Annotated in this window: 17 protein-coding genes and 2 pseudogenes; 11 read left to right on the forward strand and 8 right to left on the reverse strand. The window is 66.0% G+C overall.

Annotated elements, in window-relative coordinates; all coding sequences use genetic code 11:
* The first annotated feature begins 51 nt into the window (after positions 1-51).
* From ACZ6CV_RS35060 to ACZ6CV_RS35085, 6 genes are all read left to right on the forward strand, one after another.
* On the forward strand, positions 52-207 hold the full coding sequence (locus ACZ6CV_RS35060; protein ID WP_469255667.1) for a hypothetical protein: 156 nt from the start codon (positions 52-54) through the stop codon (positions 205-207).
* Entirely contained in the window at positions 204-983 is a 780-nt protein-coding gene (locus tag ACZ6CV_RS35065) for a sodium:solute symporter family transporter (protein WP_469255669.1), read from the forward strand. The genes ACZ6CV_RS35060 and ACZ6CV_RS35065 overlap by 4 nt, the downstream gene beginning before the upstream one ends.
* 28 nt (positions 984-1011) lie before the next feature.
* On the forward strand, positions 1012-1266 hold the full coding sequence (locus ACZ6CV_RS35070; protein WP_469255671.1) for a hypothetical protein: 255 nt from the start codon (positions 1012-1014) through the stop codon (positions 1264-1266).
* 20 nt (positions 1267-1286) lie between these two features.
* Entirely contained in the window at positions 1287-1850 is a 564-nt protein-coding gene (locus tag ACZ6CV_RS35075; RefSeq protein WP_469255673.1) for a hypothetical protein, read from the forward strand.
* Positions 1851-2101: 251 nt separating this feature from the next.
* Positions 2102-2968 carry a phytanoyl-CoA dioxygenase family protein gene (locus ACZ6CV_RS35080; protein ID WP_469255675.1) on the forward strand — a complete coding sequence of 289 codons (867 nt, stop codon included), beginning with the start codon at positions 2102-2104 and terminating at the stop codon, positions 2966-2968.
* A 72-nt stretch (positions 2969-3040) separates the two neighbouring features.
* Complete coding sequence (locus ACZ6CV_RS35085) at positions 3041-5221, forward strand: PP2C family protein-serine/threonine phosphatase (RefSeq protein ID WP_469255677.1); 2181 nt, start codon at positions 3041-3043, stop codon at positions 5219-5221.
* Between the two features lie 384 nt (positions 5222-5605).
* On the opposite strand, the pseudogene ACZ6CV_RS35090 reads toward ACZ6CV_RS35085, so the two are convergent.
* Positions 5606-5804: pseudogene (locus ACZ6CV_RS35090) on the reverse strand (mycothiol transferase); the annotation flags it as partial.
* A 477-nt stretch (positions 5805-6281) separates the two neighbouring features.
* On the opposite strand from ACZ6CV_RS35090, the gene ACZ6CV_RS35095 reads away from it, so the two are divergent.
* A complete protein-coding gene (locus ACZ6CV_RS35095; protein ID WP_388666047.1) occupies positions 6282-6452 on the forward strand; it encodes a helix-turn-helix domain-containing protein in 171 nt (56 codons plus the stop codon).
* Positions 6453-6554: 102 nt separating this feature from the next.
* On the forward strand, positions 6555-7679 hold the full coding sequence (locus ACZ6CV_RS35100) for a tyrosine-type recombinase/integrase (protein ID WP_469255679.1): 1125 nt from the start codon (positions 6555-6557) through the stop codon (positions 7677-7679).
* Between the two features lie 232 nt (positions 7680-7911).
* On the opposite strand, the gene ACZ6CV_RS35105 is transcribed toward ACZ6CV_RS35100, so the two are convergent.
* Complete coding sequence (locus ACZ6CV_RS35105; RefSeq protein ID WP_469255681.1) at positions 7912-8889, reverse strand: tyrosine-type recombinase/integrase; 978 nt, start codon at positions 8887-8889, stop codon at positions 7912-7914.
* Between the two features lie 265 nt (positions 8890-9154).
* On the opposite strand from ACZ6CV_RS35105, the pseudogene ACZ6CV_RS35110 reads away from it, so the two are divergent.
* Positions 9155-9319 (forward strand): annotated as a pseudogene (locus ACZ6CV_RS35110) (pirin family protein); the annotation flags it as partial.
* 152 nt (positions 9320-9471) lie between these two features.
* On the opposite strand, the gene ACZ6CV_RS35115 reads toward ACZ6CV_RS35110, so the two are convergent.
* Positions 9472-10008, reverse strand: coding sequence for a CGNR zinc finger domain-containing protein (locus ACZ6CV_RS35115; RefSeq protein ID WP_469255682.1), 537 nt, complete (start codon positions 10006-10008; stop codon positions 9472-9474).
* A gap of 162 nt (positions 10009-10170) precedes the next feature.
* Here ACZ6CV_RS35115 and ACZ6CV_RS35120 point away from each other — a divergent pair, with 162 nt between their 5' ends.
* Positions 10171-10803, forward strand: a complete 633-nt coding sequence (locus ACZ6CV_RS35120; RefSeq protein WP_469255684.1) for a LysE family translocator — start codon at positions 10171-10173, stop codon at positions 10801-10803.
* Between the two features lie 63 nt (positions 10804-10866).
* Here ACZ6CV_RS35120 and ACZ6CV_RS35125 read toward each other — a convergent pair whose 3' ends face one another.
* The 4 genes from ACZ6CV_RS35125 to ACZ6CV_RS35140 form a co-directional block, all read right to left on the reverse strand.
* Positions 10867-11949: a polyprenyl synthetase family protein gene (locus ACZ6CV_RS35125; RefSeq protein ID WP_469255686.1), complete on the reverse strand. Its 1083-nt coding sequence runs from the start codon at positions 11947-11949 to the stop codon at positions 10867-10869.
* A gap of 1200 nt (positions 11950-13149) precedes the next feature.
* The gene (locus ACZ6CV_RS35130) at positions 13150-13752 is read right to left on the reverse strand and encodes an MmyB family transcriptional regulator (RefSeq protein WP_469255688.1); all 603 of its coding nucleotides are present in this window, start codon (positions 13750-13752) and stop codon (positions 13150-13152) included.
* A gap of 226 nt (positions 13753-13978) precedes the next feature.
* The gene (gene fabG / locus ACZ6CV_RS35135; protein ID WP_469255690.1) at positions 13979-14683 is read right to left on the reverse strand and encodes a 3-oxoacyl-ACP reductase FabG; all 705 of its coding nucleotides are present in this window, start codon (positions 14681-14683) and stop codon (positions 13979-13981) included.
* A gap of 50 nt (positions 14684-14733) precedes the next feature.
* Entirely contained in the window at positions 14734-15525 is a 792-nt protein-coding gene (locus ACZ6CV_RS35140) for a helix-turn-helix domain-containing protein (protein ID WP_469255692.1), read from the reverse strand.
* Between the two features lie 190 nt (positions 15526-15715).
* Between ACZ6CV_RS35140 and ACZ6CV_RS35145 the strand changes: the two genes are divergently transcribed.
* Positions 15716-16687, forward strand: a complete 972-nt coding sequence (locus ACZ6CV_RS35145; protein ID WP_469255694.1) for a helix-turn-helix domain-containing protein — start codon at positions 15716-15718, stop codon at positions 16685-16687.
* A 277-nt stretch (positions 16688-16964) separates the two neighbouring features.
* Here ACZ6CV_RS35145 and ACZ6CV_RS35150 read toward each other — a convergent pair whose 3' ends face one another.
* Positions 16965-17909, reverse strand: coding sequence for an MBL fold metallo-hydrolase (locus ACZ6CV_RS35150; protein ID WP_469255695.1), 945 nt, complete (start codon positions 17907-17909; stop codon positions 16965-16967).
* Positions 17910-18161 lie beyond the last annotated feature (252 nt).

An 18161-nucleotide genomic window follows, 5' to 3' on the forward strand; every position in this document is an offset into this window, starting at 1 on the left:
TGCTCTCCTGCTCTCCTGCTCTCCTGCTCCACGACTCTCGGAGAGATCTCCGTGTACGGCCGTCTCACCCTCGCCATCACGTGGGCATTCACCCAGTTGGTCGTCCTCGTCGGCGGGACCTGGTGGTACGAGAACCGGGCCGCGTCCTCCTTCGAACCGGCCTCGGCGACGACTGCCGCCTCCCGTTCGGCCGGGGGCGCGTGGTGACGACGCACCTCCTGAGCGTCGGCTCGCCCGATCTCATCGGCACCGCCGCGAGGGGCGCGGTCATCAGCGCCTTCCTCGTCTTCATCGGCCTCTGCCTGCTGTGGGTTTTCACGCTCGCCACGCAGGACGACGACCCGGAATGCCTCTACGTCGCCGGCCGGTCCCTCCCGCCCGTCTTCAACGGCGTCGCGATGGCGGGAGAACAGATCACGGTCATCATCCTGGTCTCGCTACCAGGAGCGATCGCCCTCTTCGGCTATGACGGGGTCTCGACCGCCGTCGACAGCGCCCTCGCAGTCGGCGTCTTCCTGCTCCTCGCCTCCAGGATTCGCGCGACCCGCCGCTACACCCTGGGCGAGCTGTTCTCCCTGCGCGCCGAGGGGCCAGGAGTACGGATCGCCGGCGCCGTGGTGACACTGTGCATCGCCGTACCCCTACTCATGGTGCAACTACGCGCCGGCGGCATCACCACCGCCCTGTTGATCGGCATGCCGAGCGAGCGGGCCCAGGTGGTTTGCACGGCGCTGACGGGATTCCTGGTCACGTGCTTCGCAGGGGCGGCCGATCTGCGCGGCACCAGTTTCGTGCAGGTCGCCAAAGTGCCCGTGGCCCTGGTGACGCTCGCCACGGTGACCCTGCTGGCGCTCCGCTTTTTCGACTGGAGTCCCGGATCCCTGCTGTCGGCGGCCATGGACAAGAGCGTGTCACCGGGCGGATACCTCAGCCCCGGCTGTGGCAGCACTCCGCCGGAGGGGACCGCTCGGCACGCTCAGTGACCACATCGTCGTCATCCTCGGAACCGCGATGATGCCCCACCTGCTCCTGCGGGTCAGCGCCAGCCGGGACGTGCCCGCCGCCCGGCGCTCACTGAGCGTCGCCGTCGGGCTGACCGGCCTCTTCTACCTGCTGCTGATCACGACCGGCTTCGCCGCGGCTGCGGTGGTGGGCAGCGGACGGATCGGAGCGGTCGACGCGAAGGGGCAGGAAGCCCCTATCCTCCTCGCGTCGGAGGTCCTCGCCCACCACTCCACCGGCCGGGTCGTGCTCACACCCTCGTAGCCTGTGTCGCCTTCCTCGCCGTGCTCACGGCCGCGGCGAGCGTGACCTTCGCCGCCGTCTCCGTGACCCGCGACCTGCTCGGGCAGAAGGGCCGTACCCGGATCGGGATCGGAGAGCCGGCAGTCCTGCGGCTGTCCGTTGTCGCGCTCTGCGTCGTGAGTCTTCTCCTCACCACCGCCGTACACCGCTATCCCATCGAGTTCCTCCTCGCCTTCTCGCTGAGCCTCGCGGCCACGTGCGTGTTCCCCGCGGTCGTCTACTCGTTCCTCTGGACCGGCTTCAACCGCCACGGGCTGCTGTGGCTCGTCTACGGAGGGCTGTCTCTGTGCACCCTCCTGACCCTCGCCTCCCCCGCTGTGTCCGGGACGAAGTACGCGCTGCTGCCGGAGCAGGACTTCAACCTGTTCCCGCTCCACACCCCCGGCCTGATCTCCGTACCGGCGGCCTTCCTCCTCGGATGGCTCGGCAGCACGCGTCCCTGGGAGCGGACCACACACCGCCGGCACACGGTGCCGGGACCCGCTTCTGCCCGTAGCGTCCCCGCAGCTCGCGTCGACTCCGGCAAGGACGCCGTGAGCGGATAGCGCCGCCGTGCCCGCGACCGGACTGTGCATCGTGCACCGGGCCCGGGCGAAGCAGGTGCCCGCTGTCGTTCTCGCCTGCGGTACCGGCTGGCGACAGTGAGACGACCACCACAGGAACAGCGCGGAAACGCCTGACCACCGGACCCACCTGATCGTCGCGAGGACGCCGCGTGGGAGTCCCGGGCGACGGAACGTCCGCAGCTGATCGAACGGCCGATCAACCGCGCTTCGGATCGAGGAAGAGGACACGCATGACGACCCAGAAGAAGACCCAGGCGCTGACGTCCGTGGCGAACGACACGCCTGCGGAGGAGATCCTCGAGATCGTGACGCGTGACGGCGGCGTCATCATCAAGGACTTCCTGACGCAGGAGCAGATCGTCCGTTTCAACGCCGAGATCGAGCAGCCACTGCGGACGCTCGCCCCGGGGTCCCTCCACGAGGACGAGATCGTGGCCGCGTTCCACGGCAGCAACACCAAGCGCCTCACGAACCTGGTGACGCACAGCGCCACGTTCCGCAGCGAGGTCATCGACCACCCCCTGGTCCACGAGATCAGCGACCTGGTCTTCCTCCAGGAGTCGGGCACGTACTGGATGACCACCGCCCAGGTGATCGAGATCGGCCCCGGCAACAAGGCGCAGATGCTCCACCGTGACCTGGAGAACTGGTTCCCGTTCATCGGCATGGGGCCCAGCGGGCCGGAAGTCACCATCAACTTCCTGGTCGCCCTGACCGACTTCACGGAGGAGAACGGCGCCACCCGCGTCATCCCCGGAAGCAACCACTGGAGCGACTTCGAGGACCGCGGGACCCCCGAGCAGACGATCCCCGCCGTCATGAACGCCGGAGACGTCCTTCTCTTCAGCGGCAAGACCGCGCACGGCGGCGGAGCGAACCGGACCGGCGACGAGTACCGGCGCGGCCTCGCCTTCGCGTTCAACGCGGGCTTCCTCACCGGTGAGGAGGCGTACCCCTTCCTGGTCGACAGGGAGCTCGCCAAGACGCTCTCGCCGCGTGTCCAGCGCATGCTCGGCTTCCGCTCCCAGTACCCCACGGGCTCTCCCGGTCTGTGGCAGGTCGACTACGCCGACCTGGGCGACCACCTCGGCCTCTGAGAACCGAGCCAACCAGAGGCTGCCGCAACTGTCCGAGGAGCGCACACCATGGCTTTCCCGTACATTCGCGCTATGGGAACCGAGGTCGGTGCGTTCCTTGGTCAGCTGGCCCGCCACCTCAGACCTGAGGTGAAGAAGCTGGCCGGCCTGCTGCTCCAGCGTCTGAACGGCGAGTTCCCCGAGCTGTGGGAGAACGCGGACATCGAGGTCCTGATCCTGGAGGAGACGGCCCAGCACGTCACCGCCCTGCTGGATCTCCTGGAGGCCCGCCCCGGCGCGAGCGCGCCGGAAGCTCCTCCGGCCGCCTTGGATATCGCCCGCCTCTACGCCCGTCGGGGGATCCCGGTGAGCCGGCTCCTCCGTGCCTACCGCCTCGGCCATCTCAGCCTGCTCGAACAGATGCAGGCCGAGGCTCCCCGCCTCACCGACGACTGGCGCGTGATCAACCTCGCCACGGTGAGGCTGGTCGCGATCGGTTTCGACTACGTGGACCGTTCCTCGGAAGAGGTCGTCGCCGCCTACCAGGAGGAACGCGACCGTCTGCTGCAGCGTCGGCTCGCCCTCACCGACAGGGCGAGCAAGCGGATCGGGACCACGCTCGACATCTTCCGCACCGCGGAGGAGCTGACGGAGGTCTGCACCGAGGACTTCGCCGACCTCGTCACCGTCGACCTCTTCGACTCCGCACTCGACGAGACCGGCACCGGTCCGCCGGAGGCCCTGACGCAGCGCCGCGTCGCCCAGCGCTCCGTCCTCGACGACTGTCCGGAGTCCCTGCTCCGCGTCGGTGGGACCCACACCTACCCCGACGACTCGGAACCGGTTCGCGCGCTGACCACCGGACGGTCCGTCCTGCACCACATCGCGGGGACCCAGATGCCCACGTGGGTGGCGCCGTCGGAGTCCCACGGCCGAGCACTGCGCGACCTCGGTCTCCACTACGTACTCCTCGTGCCTCTGCACGCCCGTGGAGACACCCTCGGTCTGGTGCAGTTCGTACGCCATCGCACCTCGGCCCCCTTCGACGACGACGATTTCCTGCTGGCGCAGGAGATCGTCTCCAGGGCGGCGGTGTTCGTCGACAACGCCCGCCGGTACACCCATGAGCGTTCCACCGCGCTCGCCCTCCAGCGGACCCTGCTGCCGCGGAACGCGGTGAAACACGCGGCCGTCGAAACGGCCTCGCGCTACCTGCCCGCCGGGTCCCGAGCCGGCGTGGGCGGCGACTGGTACGACGTCATTCCCTTGTCCGGGGCCCGCGTCGCGCTGGTCGTCGGCGACGTGGTCGGTCACGGCCTGCATGCCGCCGCCACCATGGGCCGCCTCCGCACAGCCGTCCGCGCCTTCGCCGACATCGACCTCATGCCCGATGAACTCCTCACCCATCTGGACGACGTGGTCATCCGCATGCAGCGCGAGGAGTCGGCGGACGAGGGCGCCGCCGAATCAAAGGGCCACACGACCGCACTCGGCCCCACTCCTGGCGCTCCCCCGCCCCGCCACCGCCGACAGGCAGCACCCCACTTCACCATCACCGCCCAAGCCGAATCCATCGACGTCCTCGTCCTACAGGAACAAGACCACAGCAAACACATCCCCACCGACAAGGAACGCGCCGACGCCGAAAAGCACACCTGGATGCGTATCCCTCGCTTCGACTACACCCCCGCCAACCGGCTGCGTTTCATCCTCCGGGGCGCCCCCCCCACACACCACGGCAGCGAATGGGCCGACCCCGACAGCCGCCCCCTGGAAGACCAGCTCGCCGAAATCGCGCAGGAAATCGATCTTCGTGGCGAAGCCGCGGAACAAAGCCGTCACGCAGACGAGCAAGCCCAGGAGGCGGCACGGCAGAACCGGGAAAGCGCCCTACACAAAGCCCACGCCGCCTACACCCACGCCTATCGCGTCCAACGCCTCGGAAAACAGACAGACACGTGGCACGAAGCCAGGCGCCTAGCCGAATTCGTCACAGCAGTACACAACCACGCCGCATCCCTGCCACCCGGGCAGGAAAGGACCGAGATCGAGGAGTGGCTCGCGTTCGCAGACGCCCATCTTCAGCAGCTCACCAAGGCCGCCTCAGCGCCGAGGCTGCCCTCGCCGCCGGCACCCAGCAGCACGGATCTTGAGCCGTACCTCGCCGCCCTGAGGCCCTCGCGAACCGAGGTCTCCCGCAGCCCTCAAAGACAGGAAGTCAGAGACCTCCAAACCAGAACTGATGAGACGTCAGTCGATTTAAGAGAGTCCTGACGGCCCATCAGTTTATGCGTCAAACGTGCGTCACGTGCGTCAAATATGCGTCGAACATGCGTCAAGATATCGCCCGTAACGCACACAACGCACATAATGCACACTCGCTAAAGCAGCAGGTCAGCGGCCTTTTTCGGCAGGCTCAAGGATCGCGACGCATTCCACATGATGGGTCATAGGGAACAGCTGCACGCATCGAGCACCTCTTCAGGCTGATGAAACAGGCCCTCGGGTGGACCTGCCCGAAGCTGTCAGATAGTTGCACTGGCGCGCAGTGGCCAAGCGAGAGTCCAGGACGGCGACCGCTCTGCGGCCGATAACGATCCGGCATGGGTACGGCCCGGAGGTGACACGACGCTGCTCACCGCGCGCACCTTCGCCGTGGTCCTGCCACCTGCGCAGCAGTTCGGGGCGGCCGGTCGAAGCCCTCGCCGAAATACCTGGCCTCGACAGTGGCCACGTGTTTGATCAAGCCGGGGAGGTCGGACCCGGGCACGGTCAGGGGAAGGCGGGCGTTGTATCCGGACACGCCGTCGAGTTTCCAGAGCAGCGCCTCGCGGTCCCGTCGTGGGCCCCCGTGCAGTCCTTCGCGACTTCATCGATCGTGCGGCATGAGCCTGCCACGGCCACTTGTGGCCTCAAGGCCCTGCACGTCGACGGCAACGACGGCAGGACCGAAGCCTGGCCGTGGCTTCCGCCCCGAGTTATTCAAGAAGCTCGCGGGGAGACGACGTCTTCTGCAGACGACTCGTAGAGATCGCCTTAGGGAGCGCCGCGGGAGAACCCCACACACGAAGGGACACCACGTCGACAGTGTGACAAACAAGCACCGCGGGAGCTGATCCCGACCGGGTGCCATGCAGGCTGACGCGGCGTTCGGTCAGCAATCCGATCTTTCCCCCGGAGAGATCGGCAGCCCGCAACATAGCCGAGCATCCCCGGTTAGCCAAACCGGGGATGTGCCGGACCATTGACCTGCAGTGGCCGCCGAGATACCGCGTGCGGCCCGGCCTTCGAAGTATTTTCACCAGACTCCCGAGGGAAAATGACAGGTCAATTCATGAGTGTGCGAGAAGTAGCCGAGTACCTCAATGTGTCCGCATCGTGGATTTATAAAAATGCCAATCGGTCCGGTCTCACCCTTTACAGATTCGGGTCAGGCGCCAATGCAAAGATTCGGTTTAGGAGGTCCGACGTCGAGGCTTGGCTCAGCCATCACTGCACCCAATGAGCCTAATCCATTCAATCTTTTCAAGATCTCCCGTCACACCCCTAAAGGCATTTACACAAACGATCGGAATATTCTTCTGTGCCTCGTTCACTGATTCGCGGGATGGGATCCTTCTTCAAGGATTGTGAACACCCTCAAGCCCGGTGGTCAAAGTGCCCACACACCTATAAGATCCGATACCGTTCCATGTCCGGGAAGCAGGTGCAGGAATCGGGCTTCACCACCCAGGAAAATGCAATCGGGCGCCTGACGGAGATTTACAACGACAAGAAGGCCGCGGGTCCGCAAGCGCAGGCCAAGGTACAGCAACGCGCGAGCTACGGGTCGATGCGATTTGACGAGTACGCAACCGACTGGAGGCTTGGCCAGCGTCACTTGGGGCCTTCCTCGCTCCGGCATCTGGACTCCCTACTTCAGCATCACCTGTTTCCAGTGTTGGGCAGCAGGCGAATGAACACGTTCGATCACAAGGTTGTAGAAGGTTTCATCCAGAGCATGGAGCGAAATGGGGTGGGCTCTGCTACACAGTCCAACGCTTTCGACAAGCTGAAAGCGGTCCTCCTTGACGCCAACCGTTTGGGTCTGTTCCAAGAGAACCCTCTCCGAGGCGTAAAGGCCCCGCAATACGACCCGCAACGAGCTGTCATTCCCTCACCGGACCAGTTGCGGCAGATACGAGCTGCGGGCGACGATCACTTCTTGTTGATCGCGGACTTGATGAGTGGCTGCGGGCTGCGGAATGGTGAGGCAGCTGCCGCCAATCTCCACAACATCGTGGCAGACGACGTCTACCGGGTCACCGAGCAGGTCAATCAAACGACCGGTCAATACGCACCACTCAAGCACCGCAAGAAGAACGAATATCGTGATGTCCCACTTCCAGTCCGAGCCAGGGAGACCATCGAGTGGTACGCCACCAAACACGGCACGACCAATGGATACCTGCTTCGCCACCCAAGCGACCCCGCCCGCGCCTTCCCGCACTACTGCCTCAGCAACCAGTGGCGACGCATTAAGAGGGACGCTCAGATTCACATCCCCACCGGGATGTCGATCTACAGCTTCCGGCACTTCTTCGCATCAAACTGCCTGACCCACGGCATTCCCATCACTGACGTTGCCGAATGGATGGGACACAGAAACATAGCCATTACCTTCAAAACTTACCGCCATCTCATGCCGGGGTCGGTCAGCAGAGCCGCGCGGATCCTAGACCTAGCGGCGTAGGCACTACCCTCCTGTGGAACGCGAGCTCTACCCACTCGGGGGGCCCGGGATACTTTTTCTCTCGTCTACCGTCGTCCGCCAGGCTCTCCGCTCAGCGCGCGGCACATCAGACTGGACACCGACGCTAGAAAATGAAGCCGCCTTAAAGTTCCCATGAGTTCATCGCCGATATGGAGTGATCTGGCGTGGAGTTTGGTCAGGGCCGGCCCCTCGATAGCAAGCACACCTTCACTCAAGGGACAAGGCAGAGGTTGAGCATCTTGGCGGCTGAACTGATCGATCCAGGCATCAAGTGTCGGTAGATCTTGAACGTCACATCGATACTCTTGTGCCCCATCCACTCGGCGACATCCGTGATGGGTATGCCGTTGCTCAGGCAGTTAGAAGCGAAGAAATGCCGGAAACCGTAAATCACCATCCCTTCCGGAATACCCACTTCTCCCGCCGCTCTCACCCGCCGCCACTGATTATCCATGCCCCAGTGCGGATATGGCCTACTCGCGTCGGTCGACTGACGCAACAGGTAGCCCTCGACTGTTCCGTGTGTCTCGGCATACCACTCGATCGTCTCCTTGACCCGAGCGGGAAGGGGAACATCGCGGTACTCCCCCGCTTTCCTGTGCTTGAGCGGCCCATACCGCCGGGTGGACAGGATCACCTGCTCGCTGACCCGGTACACGTCGTCGGCCACGATATTTCGTAGGTTGACCGCAAACGCTTCGCCGTTACGCAGTCCACACCCGCTCATCACGTCGACGATCAGCGTGAAGGCGTCGTCCCCTGCCATTCGTATCTCGCGCAACTGCTCACGCGAGGGAATCACGGCCCGATCGGGGGCGTAGTGCGGGGGCTTGACGCCGGCTATGGGGCTGTCAGGGAAGACGCCGAGCCGGTGTGCGTCGAGAAGGATGGAACGCAGTTTGTCGAAGGCATTGGCCTGGGTAGCCAGCCCGACGCCGTTGCGCTCCATGGTGCGGATGAACCCGTCAACCACCTTGTGGTCGAAGGAGCCCATTCGTCGACTGGCGAACGCCGGATACAGATGGTGCTGCAGAAGCGAGTCAAGGTGCCGCACCGATGAGGCGGCCAAGTGCCGCTGCCCGGCCTTCCACTCCTCGGTGTACTCCTGGAACCGCATCGTCCCGTACTTCTGGATGCGTACCGCCTTTGCAGAACGCGGCGCCTTCTTCTCCTTGTAGACTTCCGTCAAACGGTCGATGGCCTCGTCGCGATCCGTAAACCCCGACTCCTCTAGCTGATTCCCGGCCGCCCCACGGTAACGGATCTTGTAGGGGTGCGGGCACCTCGACCACCGAGACCGCGGATGCTCGCACTCCTTGAAGAACGAACCCATCCCTCGAGCCAACGAATCTTTCGCCACCGCGGATCGACCCCTCGTGACTGATGCTGACCTTTTGCTGACCAGGAGCAATCACGCACGGCGTCAACCTGCGCAAACAACGAAGGACTCCGATATGTGGTGGAACTTCGTCGGCCGCACCCAGGAGGAGATCGAACGGGCCCGCGAGGACTGGATGAAGGGGGCGCGATTCGGCGAGGTGAAGGGTTACGACGGGGCGCCGCTGCGCGCCCCGGAACTGCCGGACCTGCCGCTCAAGCCTCGAGGACGTGTGCGCTGACCTGCGCGAACAGTCACCCACCTCCAGGATCTGGGCAGTTCGTGAAGTAGACCCTGGGGGCGATCGTGAACGTCGGCAGCGCTCGTGTCCCGTGTCCCGTGGGCAACTAAGTCGGCGCGGCCTCCGCGCCGGGTGGGCACGAGCTGATCCGGTCACCCGGTGGCGGCCGCCCGGCGGCTGCGGAAGGCGGCCACCCGAGTCCGGTTCTGGCAGGTGACCGAGCAGAAGCGGCGGCGGCCGCCGGGCGACTGGTCGATGTACACGTCGGCGCAGTGGGCGCCCGCGCACAACCCGATGCGCCCCCATCCGTGCTCGGCCAGGTAGGCGCGCAGCGTGACGGCGACGGCGGCGAGCAGGGCGTCGGCGGGCGCGGCCACGGACCAGAGGGCGTGGAACGTGCTGTCAGGCGCGGCCGCCAGCACCGGATGCACTCTGGCGGCGGAGAGCAGCCCCGTGAGCCGGTCGGCGCACTCGGGCGCGTCCGCGGCGGCGAACACCGGATGAACCGCGTCCGCCACGCGGGCCACGGCGTCCGCGTCGAGCGCGTCCCGGACCGCACCGGGCAACGCGAGGTCACCGAGGGAATCCAGGGAGGGCAGCGGCTCATCGGTCCGCAGGCCTTCCTTACGGGGCCGGGCGCCCCAGCCGTTGACCAGATCGACGAGTACGTCCGGAGTCAGCACGGACACGGTGACGGAACTACCTCCACAGCCCATGCCTACACCGTAACGCATTGAGATGCCTCTTCACGTTGCAAGGACGCACTCCTTCCCGGTAACGTCATGAGTGGCTCTAATACGTTACGTAGACGGCGCTACGCAGAGACGTCCGTGCAGAACTTGGAGGAGACCATGCTCGACCTCACACTGTTGCCGGCCTATCTGGTGGCCGTAACGCTCGTCACCGTCGCTCCAGGACCGGATGCCGCGTACATCGTGGCGGTCGCCGTCGAGCGCGGACCGCGGGCGGGCCTGCTTTCCGCCACCGGGATGGCTCTGGGCATGGTCGTCCACGTGACCGCGGCGGCACTGGGCCTGGCCGTCCTGCTGAAGTCCACCCCCCTGGCGCTGATGGCGCTGGAGTTGGCGGGCGGCCTCTACCTCGGCGGAATGGCCGTGAACACCTTGCGTACCGCGCGGAAACCCCTCGCCCACGCCACGGCGACACCCCCCGACCGCGACATCCTGCGCCGGGCGGCGGTCACCAATCTGCTCAACCCGAAAACGGTGCTCTTCTTCGCCGCCTTCCTGCCGCGCTTCACCAACCCGGACCGGGGAGCGCTCTGGCCGCAGCTGCTCACCCTCGGGCTGATCTTCCTCGTGGTGGGCCTGGTCTGGGACAGCACCATCGGCCTGTGTGCGGGCCGGCTGGGGCAGGGACTGCTGCGCGGCCCCACGGCGGCCCTGGCGGTCAACGTCGCGGCAGGACTGACCTTCGCCACGCTCGCAGGGCTCCTGCTGAAGGACGTGGTCACCGCGCTGTGAGCGCCTGCGCGCCGCACCCCCGGCCGTCGGGGAAGGCGACGTGCACCGGGCTTCAGGGGAGGACTACCGGACCCTCTTCGCATTCCACGAGGGCAGTTGTTCGAAGAAGCTCACGGCCTCGCCGCGCCAGTGCCGACGCCAGGACGACGCTTCGGCGGAGGCGGCGTCCGCGTGGCGCTCGATGGCCGACTGCAGGCGGCTGTGCACGTCGCACCGGTAGGCGATTTCGCGGATACGGTCGATGGTCCGCGGTGTGCACTCGGGACTCCCAAGTGCGGCCTTGACGGTGCTGTGGTCGTCCCCGTCGGTGGCGGCGAGCAGGTCGCGCACCAGATAGCTGAGGCGGCCGGCCCGCAGATCCGCACCGATGGGCTTGCCGGTGACGTCCGGGTCGCCGAAGAGGTCGAGGTAGTCGTCACGCATCTGGCCACTGATGCCGGCCGGCAGGGCGTAGCGGCGCAGACTCTCCTCATGCGCGGTCAAGTCCTCGCCCGCGGCCAGCAGACCCAGGCGCAGCGGGGCGAGGATGGAGTACCGGGAGGTCTTGTACTCGCACACGGTCTCCAGCAGCTCCTCGTCCGCCGAGGAGGTGACGTCGCGTTCGAGGTCGAGTATCTGGCCGATGACGGTGTCCGTCGTCACGCCGAGCTGGACGTCGAGCAGGGCCTGCTTGCGATCGGCGGGCAGGTCCGCGCGGTGCAGAACGCGCAGGGCGAGGAAGCCGGCGAGGTCACCCGCCATCATGGCAAGCCCCATCGCCGACTGGGGGTTCTCGGGGAGGTCCGCGCGGCACGCGTAGTACGTCGAGGGGCCACCGCGGCGCATGGGCGAGTCGTCCATGATGTCGTCGAGGATGAGCGCGTGGCTGTGCAGCAGCTCAAGGCTCAACGCGGCCTCCAGCAGCCCCGGTGCCTCCTCCTCCGTGACGAGGCGCGCCGCCTCGTACATCAGGACGACCCGAATCCGCTTCCCTCCGCGCAACGACAACTCCGCCAGCAGTTCCAGACACCGGGGCGTGAAGCGGCCCAGCCTCGCACCGTTGAGGTCACCGGCAAGCTCGGCGAAGTACTTTTCGAACGACGCGTCGAAGCGCTGCTGGTGCCCGGCGGCACGGTCCAGGGCGTTCGGGGCACTGCTGCTGTTCATCTGCGTTGGGACCGGCCTTCCTGATGAATGTCTGCGAACAGCCTGCCATCGCTGTGCGAGGTGATTGGACTGCGGGGGGCGACGAGCACGGGGGGGGAGGGTCCTGGTTGCGTTCGAGCACGGGGCGTAGCTGCGGGACGGCGCGGGAGGGTCGACGACCGGACGGATTCGACCGGGCGACACATCGCACCACCTACACGAGCAACGAGGCCCGGCAGATCACCGCCAAGAACGGCTCCACAGATCAGAGTGGGCGCATCAAGCTGGGTGAGACGTACTTCCACGAGGGCCCACTCAGCCTGCCCCCGGCACCTCAACTGCCGGTGTGGAGACGGGCTTCAACCGTGAACCCGGGGGCACTTTGAACTCGACCAGGGCGGAGCAATCTATACCTACGGTTAACGCGGCAAGAAACCAAACCGGGCAACTGGGCAAGCCAGTATCGAGCGAACCTCCGGATGTGATGCGAATGACCCGTAAGAAGCTGCTGGCTCTCTCGGTGATCGGTGTCGCCATCTGCGTCTTCGCAGTCGTTAAAGGATTCGCATTGAGTGACCCCACGGATTGGTGGAGCGTCACCGCCGGCGGAATCGGTATAGCCGGTGGAGGTCTGCTGCTGTCCGCTTACCTCCTAGGGCCCCGATCCTGAAAGCGTCTCGAGCGCGGTTCCGGTACCCAGCCCCCAAGCATTCACCAACAGTGAGGGGGTACATCTGTCGACGCTGAATTTGAGTACGTGCGCAAAACCCAGGATGCACAGCAAGGTTGAGGTACACCTGGCAGGAGGAAGGAAGCGAGATGGCAATCATGGAGTTGGCTGCTCCTGGCGGCGGCCCTGGCCTGCCGGTTTGGGGGCAAGTCGCGTTCATCGTCGTAGTGGTCGTCCTAGGCACTCTCTTCCTGCTGCGGTTGCGCCGCGGTGGCGGTAAGTGAAAGTGCGTTTTCGCTCGGCAGCCGGCGGTACGACACTTTGCTGAGCCACGAGGGTCTGGTGGGGACGTCGTCGGAGGTGGGATTCCTCAAGGCCCGGATGCAGCAGCGCGGAGTTCCTGTCGACGCCAATCTGTAACTGACCTGGACGTTCGAGGTGTGCACTGCAGACGCCCTCACGCGGAGGGAACCCGCTTGGTCCGCAGATGGCACACCCCGGTCTGGCCCCCAGGTTCCGCGAGGGTTATTGAACCGGAGCGCCGGTTTCCGTCAGATGGTTCGCCTGCTCAAGGGGGGTGGTTGATGAGGGCGAGTAGAGCCCGGCCGGTACTGCAACATCATGAAGCGGGCGTCGGTATGAGGCAGGGGATTTGCGGCGGTGGCCATGACCCAGCCCGGTCCGTTCACGGCGTGATTGACCTGGAGAACCGCCCCGTCGGGATGTACGGCGCGTGTGGTGGCAGCTGCCCGGTAGATGGGCCCCGCGACGGGGTCGGACCGGACGTCGCTGGCCAGGTTGATGAGTTCGGGGTCCGCCGGGTGATCGGTGACCGCCTGCCTGAGCGCCGGGCAGGCGCCCCGCGCCCAATCCTCGGCCCAGTTCAGCAGGGTTGCTTCGCGGGCCTGATCGTCCAGCAGTATCCACCGCATGATGTTGTCGGGTGCCCGCCCGTTCGGGAAGAGAGCTTCGAACGCGGCGTTGTGTGCCACCACGTTCCAGTGTCCGTCGGCTATGTAGGCCATCGAGCCCGTGACACCCTCGACGACCGTCCGCCAGGCCTGTTGCAAGGCGTCCCCCCTAACCAAGTTCTCCGTACCCGGCTCCACGTGTGCGCTCCCCTCGTTGGTCGCCCTTGGTCCGAGGGCGATCACGGTGCGTACAACAAGCCTAACCAACCCGGAGGGTCTGCTTCCGGCGGCCCGGCCCATGCACGGCGCTCAGGGGACGAGGCGGGCTAGCCGTCGCCAACGGCAGCGGTGAACTGAGGTGCGGCGCGCGCAAGTGTGGAGCTCACACGCCGATCCCCTCGCTGAGCCTGAACTCAGCGATGGGATCATTTGGTCGTCGGTCGCCTTTCTCCTGGCGCCGCGTACGGAGTCAGTGCCCCATGCCCGCACCGCCGTCGACGGGAATGACGGCTCCAGTGATATAGCCGGCCTGTGGTGAGGCGAGGAAGGCGATCGTGGCGGCTATCTCCTCCGGCTGCGCCAGACGCCCCAGCGGTATCTGGCTGACGAGGCGCGCCCGTTGGTCCTCAGTGAGGTCATCGGACATCTGCGTGTGGGTGAGGCCGGGCGCGACCACATTGAAGGTGATGTTGCGGGAGCCGAGTTCCCGCGCCATCGAACGGGAGAAGCCGACCAACGCGGCCTTGGCCGCCGCATAGTTGGCCTGTCCTGCCTCTCCTCGCAGCGCCACCGCGGAGGAGACCAGGACCACCCGCCCGGCTCGGGCGCGGAGCATGCCCTTGCTGGCCCGTTTGACCGCGCGAAAGGCCCCGGTGAGATTGGTGTCGAGGACCGAGGTGAATTCGTCCTCACTCATCCGCATGAGCAACTGGTCCTTGGCGATGCCCGCGCAGTACACCAGGACTTCGACCTGTCCCTGTTGCTCCTCCACTTCCTTGAATGTGGCCTCGATGTCGGTGGTGTCGGTGACGTCGCAGTGGATCGAGAGGAGGTCCGCCGGCGGTTCGGAGGTGCGGTGGGTCACGGCGACGCGGTCGCCTGCGCTCTGCATAGCCCGGGCGGTGGCCAGGCCGATGCCGCGGCTGCCGCCGATGACAAGAACGGAACGGTTCACGGAGCAAGTCCTCTTTTAGCCCTGGGAAAGGGGGAAGTGGGGAGCGGGGGTCAGCGTGGAGAAACCGGCGCCCCGCCGCGGGTCAACTGTCGACTGATCACGCCGGCGGAGTCCATCACGGCGGTCACGAAGCGGTCTCGCACCACAGTGCCGCGCATCTGCCGGTGTGAGACAAGGAGACTGACGGCTCCCGCCACGGTAGATCCCCGCCAGACCGGGGCCGCGACGACGTCCCGGCCTGCGATGGGAGAAGCCCCTATGGCATAGCCGTCCTGGCGGATGCGATGGAGCGGTGGTCGAGCCGAAGTGGAGTCTCCCAGGCAGGCCTGGATGACCCAACCGGATGCATCGGTCTCCAACGGCGCGTGCCACAGGGCGTGCAGCGACGCACGCGGGGCGGAACTCAACAGCCCCGCGTGAGCCCCAAGAGCCCTTTCCGCGTGCACACGTAGCGGACTGCCCAAGAGAATCGCCGCGTATGCCAGTGCGATTTGACCGGTCCGTGACTGTAAAGTGATCAGCTCAGCACGAACTGTGAGCGAACTCAGGCCAGTTGGCGGATCGTTGGCCGTATCGAGGGGGAAGTCGGATACGAGATGTCTTGTCTCCACCAAGGCGTAATGGCCACGTGGGCCTTGCCGTTGCACTGCACCCTCACCCAGAAGCGCCTGCAGGTAGCGGTGAGCCGTCGCCGCGGGCAAAGAGGCTCGGAGGGCAATGGCTGCCAGTGGATGCGCCCCGGGGCCCAAGTGCCGCAGCCCCCGCAGGACGGCGAGCGTGCGCCCCACGGCTCCGCCGGCCTCCGGCGGCAGTGCGGCGGCATCATGCAGCATCGCGAACATCCCCTCATGGTTGAGGACCTGCGCGTCTCCCGTTGCATGTGCAGATCCGAGCGGTCATTGTCGCCGCCCCCGCCCGGAAGCCACCAGGAACGCTTTTTTCCGTCCGCGGAGTTTCAGGAAAACCCTGTTCCTGTATATGGACCCCTATACGGCCCTCAGTTGCTCGAGTTCACCATGGAGGGAGCGCACGGTGGACAATAAGGCGGCCCTGCGCGAGCTCCTGCAGTGGAAGCGGAAGCAACTCGACCCCACTGATCTGGGCTGGCCTCCGCGAAGCGGCCGAGGCCGTCGTGCTCCTGGCCTCTCCCAGGCGCAGGTCGCCCAGCTCCTCTACGTCACAGAACGCACCTACGCCCAGCTCGAGCGCGGCGAGATGCCCTCTCCCGCAGGTGAGTTCCTCGACCGGGTCGCTGACGTCCTTCGATTGGAGGAACGCGAGCGCATAGCCCTCTACGTCTACTCGCTTGGCCACGAGCCGCCTCACCCACAGGACCCGCTGGCCGGCGCGAAGGTGCCCGCCGCCTGGTCTGAGGCCGTGCGTAGCGTCGTGGGCAATGCGAGCTATGTCAACGACGTCGCCTGGAACGTTGTGGCCTACAACGACGAGTTCGTCCGCATGTTTCCTCGCGCCTGCGACGCGGAACCGGCCATTCCCGACGGGAACCTCATGCGCTACATGCTGCTCAACGAAGCAGCGCGCGAGCACCACTTGGTGAACTGGGAAACCGACTGGGCCGTACCTCTCAGCGCCCAACTCCGCAACGCCGTCGCCCAGCATCCGGAGAACGACGACCTGCAAAGGCTCGACGAAGAGGTCAGCGCAGACCCAGTGGCCGGCCCCATCTACCGCGCCAACCATGTGGCATACGTTCACCCCAACGGCGACACCCGCCGTATGCGCTATCCGTGGTCCGGCCCCGTTCACGAGCCCGCACAACTGAGCCGCTGTTGCGCGTCTCACGCCCGCTCTCAGGAAGGCGACGTCACCATGTGCGCTGCCATGCCGCTGGGCTCGCCCGGGGCCCGGTTCTTCGTGCTGGTCTTCAGTCCGGGGCCCCCGCGGCGGGGAACCGTCACCGCCGCCGGGCCGATGTATGGGACGAGCGACCACGGAAGGATGCTGCGGCCTAGCGGGCCGCAGCATCCCGTCGAGCCGAATTAGGAAGCGACTTATTCCACCGGCCGGAATCAGAGGGGGCACAGCGCACGAATGCTCTTGCGCCGATGCCTCCCGTTGTCGTTTGCTCTGGGGACCTGCAGCGCCGCTCCCCGCGGGGGAGGGGAGCGTGAGCTCCAGGAACCGAACGCGGTCTCCCCCGACCGCTGTTCCGTCTGGTGTCGCCTGTACGGGAGTGCAGGCGACACCAGACCTCACACCGCTCTTCCATACAGAGAGACCGCGAAGTGTCGCCGTGTATGCGTGTATGAGTGGGTCGGGGCTACCGATACGACCAGACGGCCGCCTGGCCGGCGAGACTGAGTACGGTCGGCGCCGAGGAGGCGCCACTGAGGTGGCTGTACTCCACCGCGATCAGGATCATGAGGCGTTCCGGCAGCCCCAGGTGGGGATAGAAGGCCCGGCTGGACAGGTCGTCCATCGCCTTCTCCGCGGTCAGTCCGGCCTCGAAACGCAGTCGGATCTCGCGCTGCACCGTACGTAGGTAGACGAGGTGCTCCTCGAGTCCGGCCTGGTCCGTCGGCCGTCCGTGGCCGGGTATGACGACCCGGGGGTCAAGGGCGAGGACGAGCTCGCAGGCGTCGATGACGTTCTGCAAGGGCCCGGCCCAGTGGGAGGGGTGATCACCGTGGAAGAAGACGTCGCCGGTGCACACCACATCTCCGATGCGGGCCACCAGATCGCCGACGTGATGGGCGGGCCCCACCTCGTGCAACTCCACCTCGACATCCCCTACGGGGAACGTGTGGCGGCCGGAGAAAGTCAGCGTGGGCTCGGTGAGCTGCGCCGAGGAGAAGTCGAAAACGCCGAAATGGTCACGCAGGTACCGGCCCAGGGGGGCTTCAACTGGTGACTGGTGCACCAACGCATGCATCTCCTGCGGGGTCGGCTCATGATGAAGGTGGTCGTGCGCTGCACGGGTGGCGATGATCTCCGCCCCGGGGAACAGGTAGTTGCCAAACGTGTGATCGCCATTGGCGTGTGTGTTGACGACCGTCCCTACGGTGCGGCTGCCGAGCAGGGGCCGGGCCGCAGTAATCATCGCTTCGGTCATCGGCCCGTCGTAAGGGGTATCGATCACTGCTGCGTCGGGGCCGGATATGACCCACAGACAGTTGGCGTAGCCCCAGAGACCTGTGCCCTCGGGCTCCCACAGATAGAGGCTGTCGGTGCCGGGTACCGCAGTGAGTTGTGCTGGGAGTGTCATGGGCGAATTGTGACCGATGCCAGCGCTCCGCTGCACGTGGCGTCTGGCACATGCTGGCCGGTGCCATCAGGCCCACCCAGGAACGGGCCGACACCCAACGGCCCCTGGGCTGAGCCTCTTTGACGAGGACGAGTCCAGCGGCAGAACCCGAATCTCGTAACGTCGTCTTCGCATCGCTCAGCATCGCCGGGAGGGGCAGCCCCTCGCCCTAGACACCCGCGTAAACCCGTCGGTGCCACCATCGGTACGGGC

The organism is Streptomyces sp. NPDC041713, from assembly GCF_055591085.1.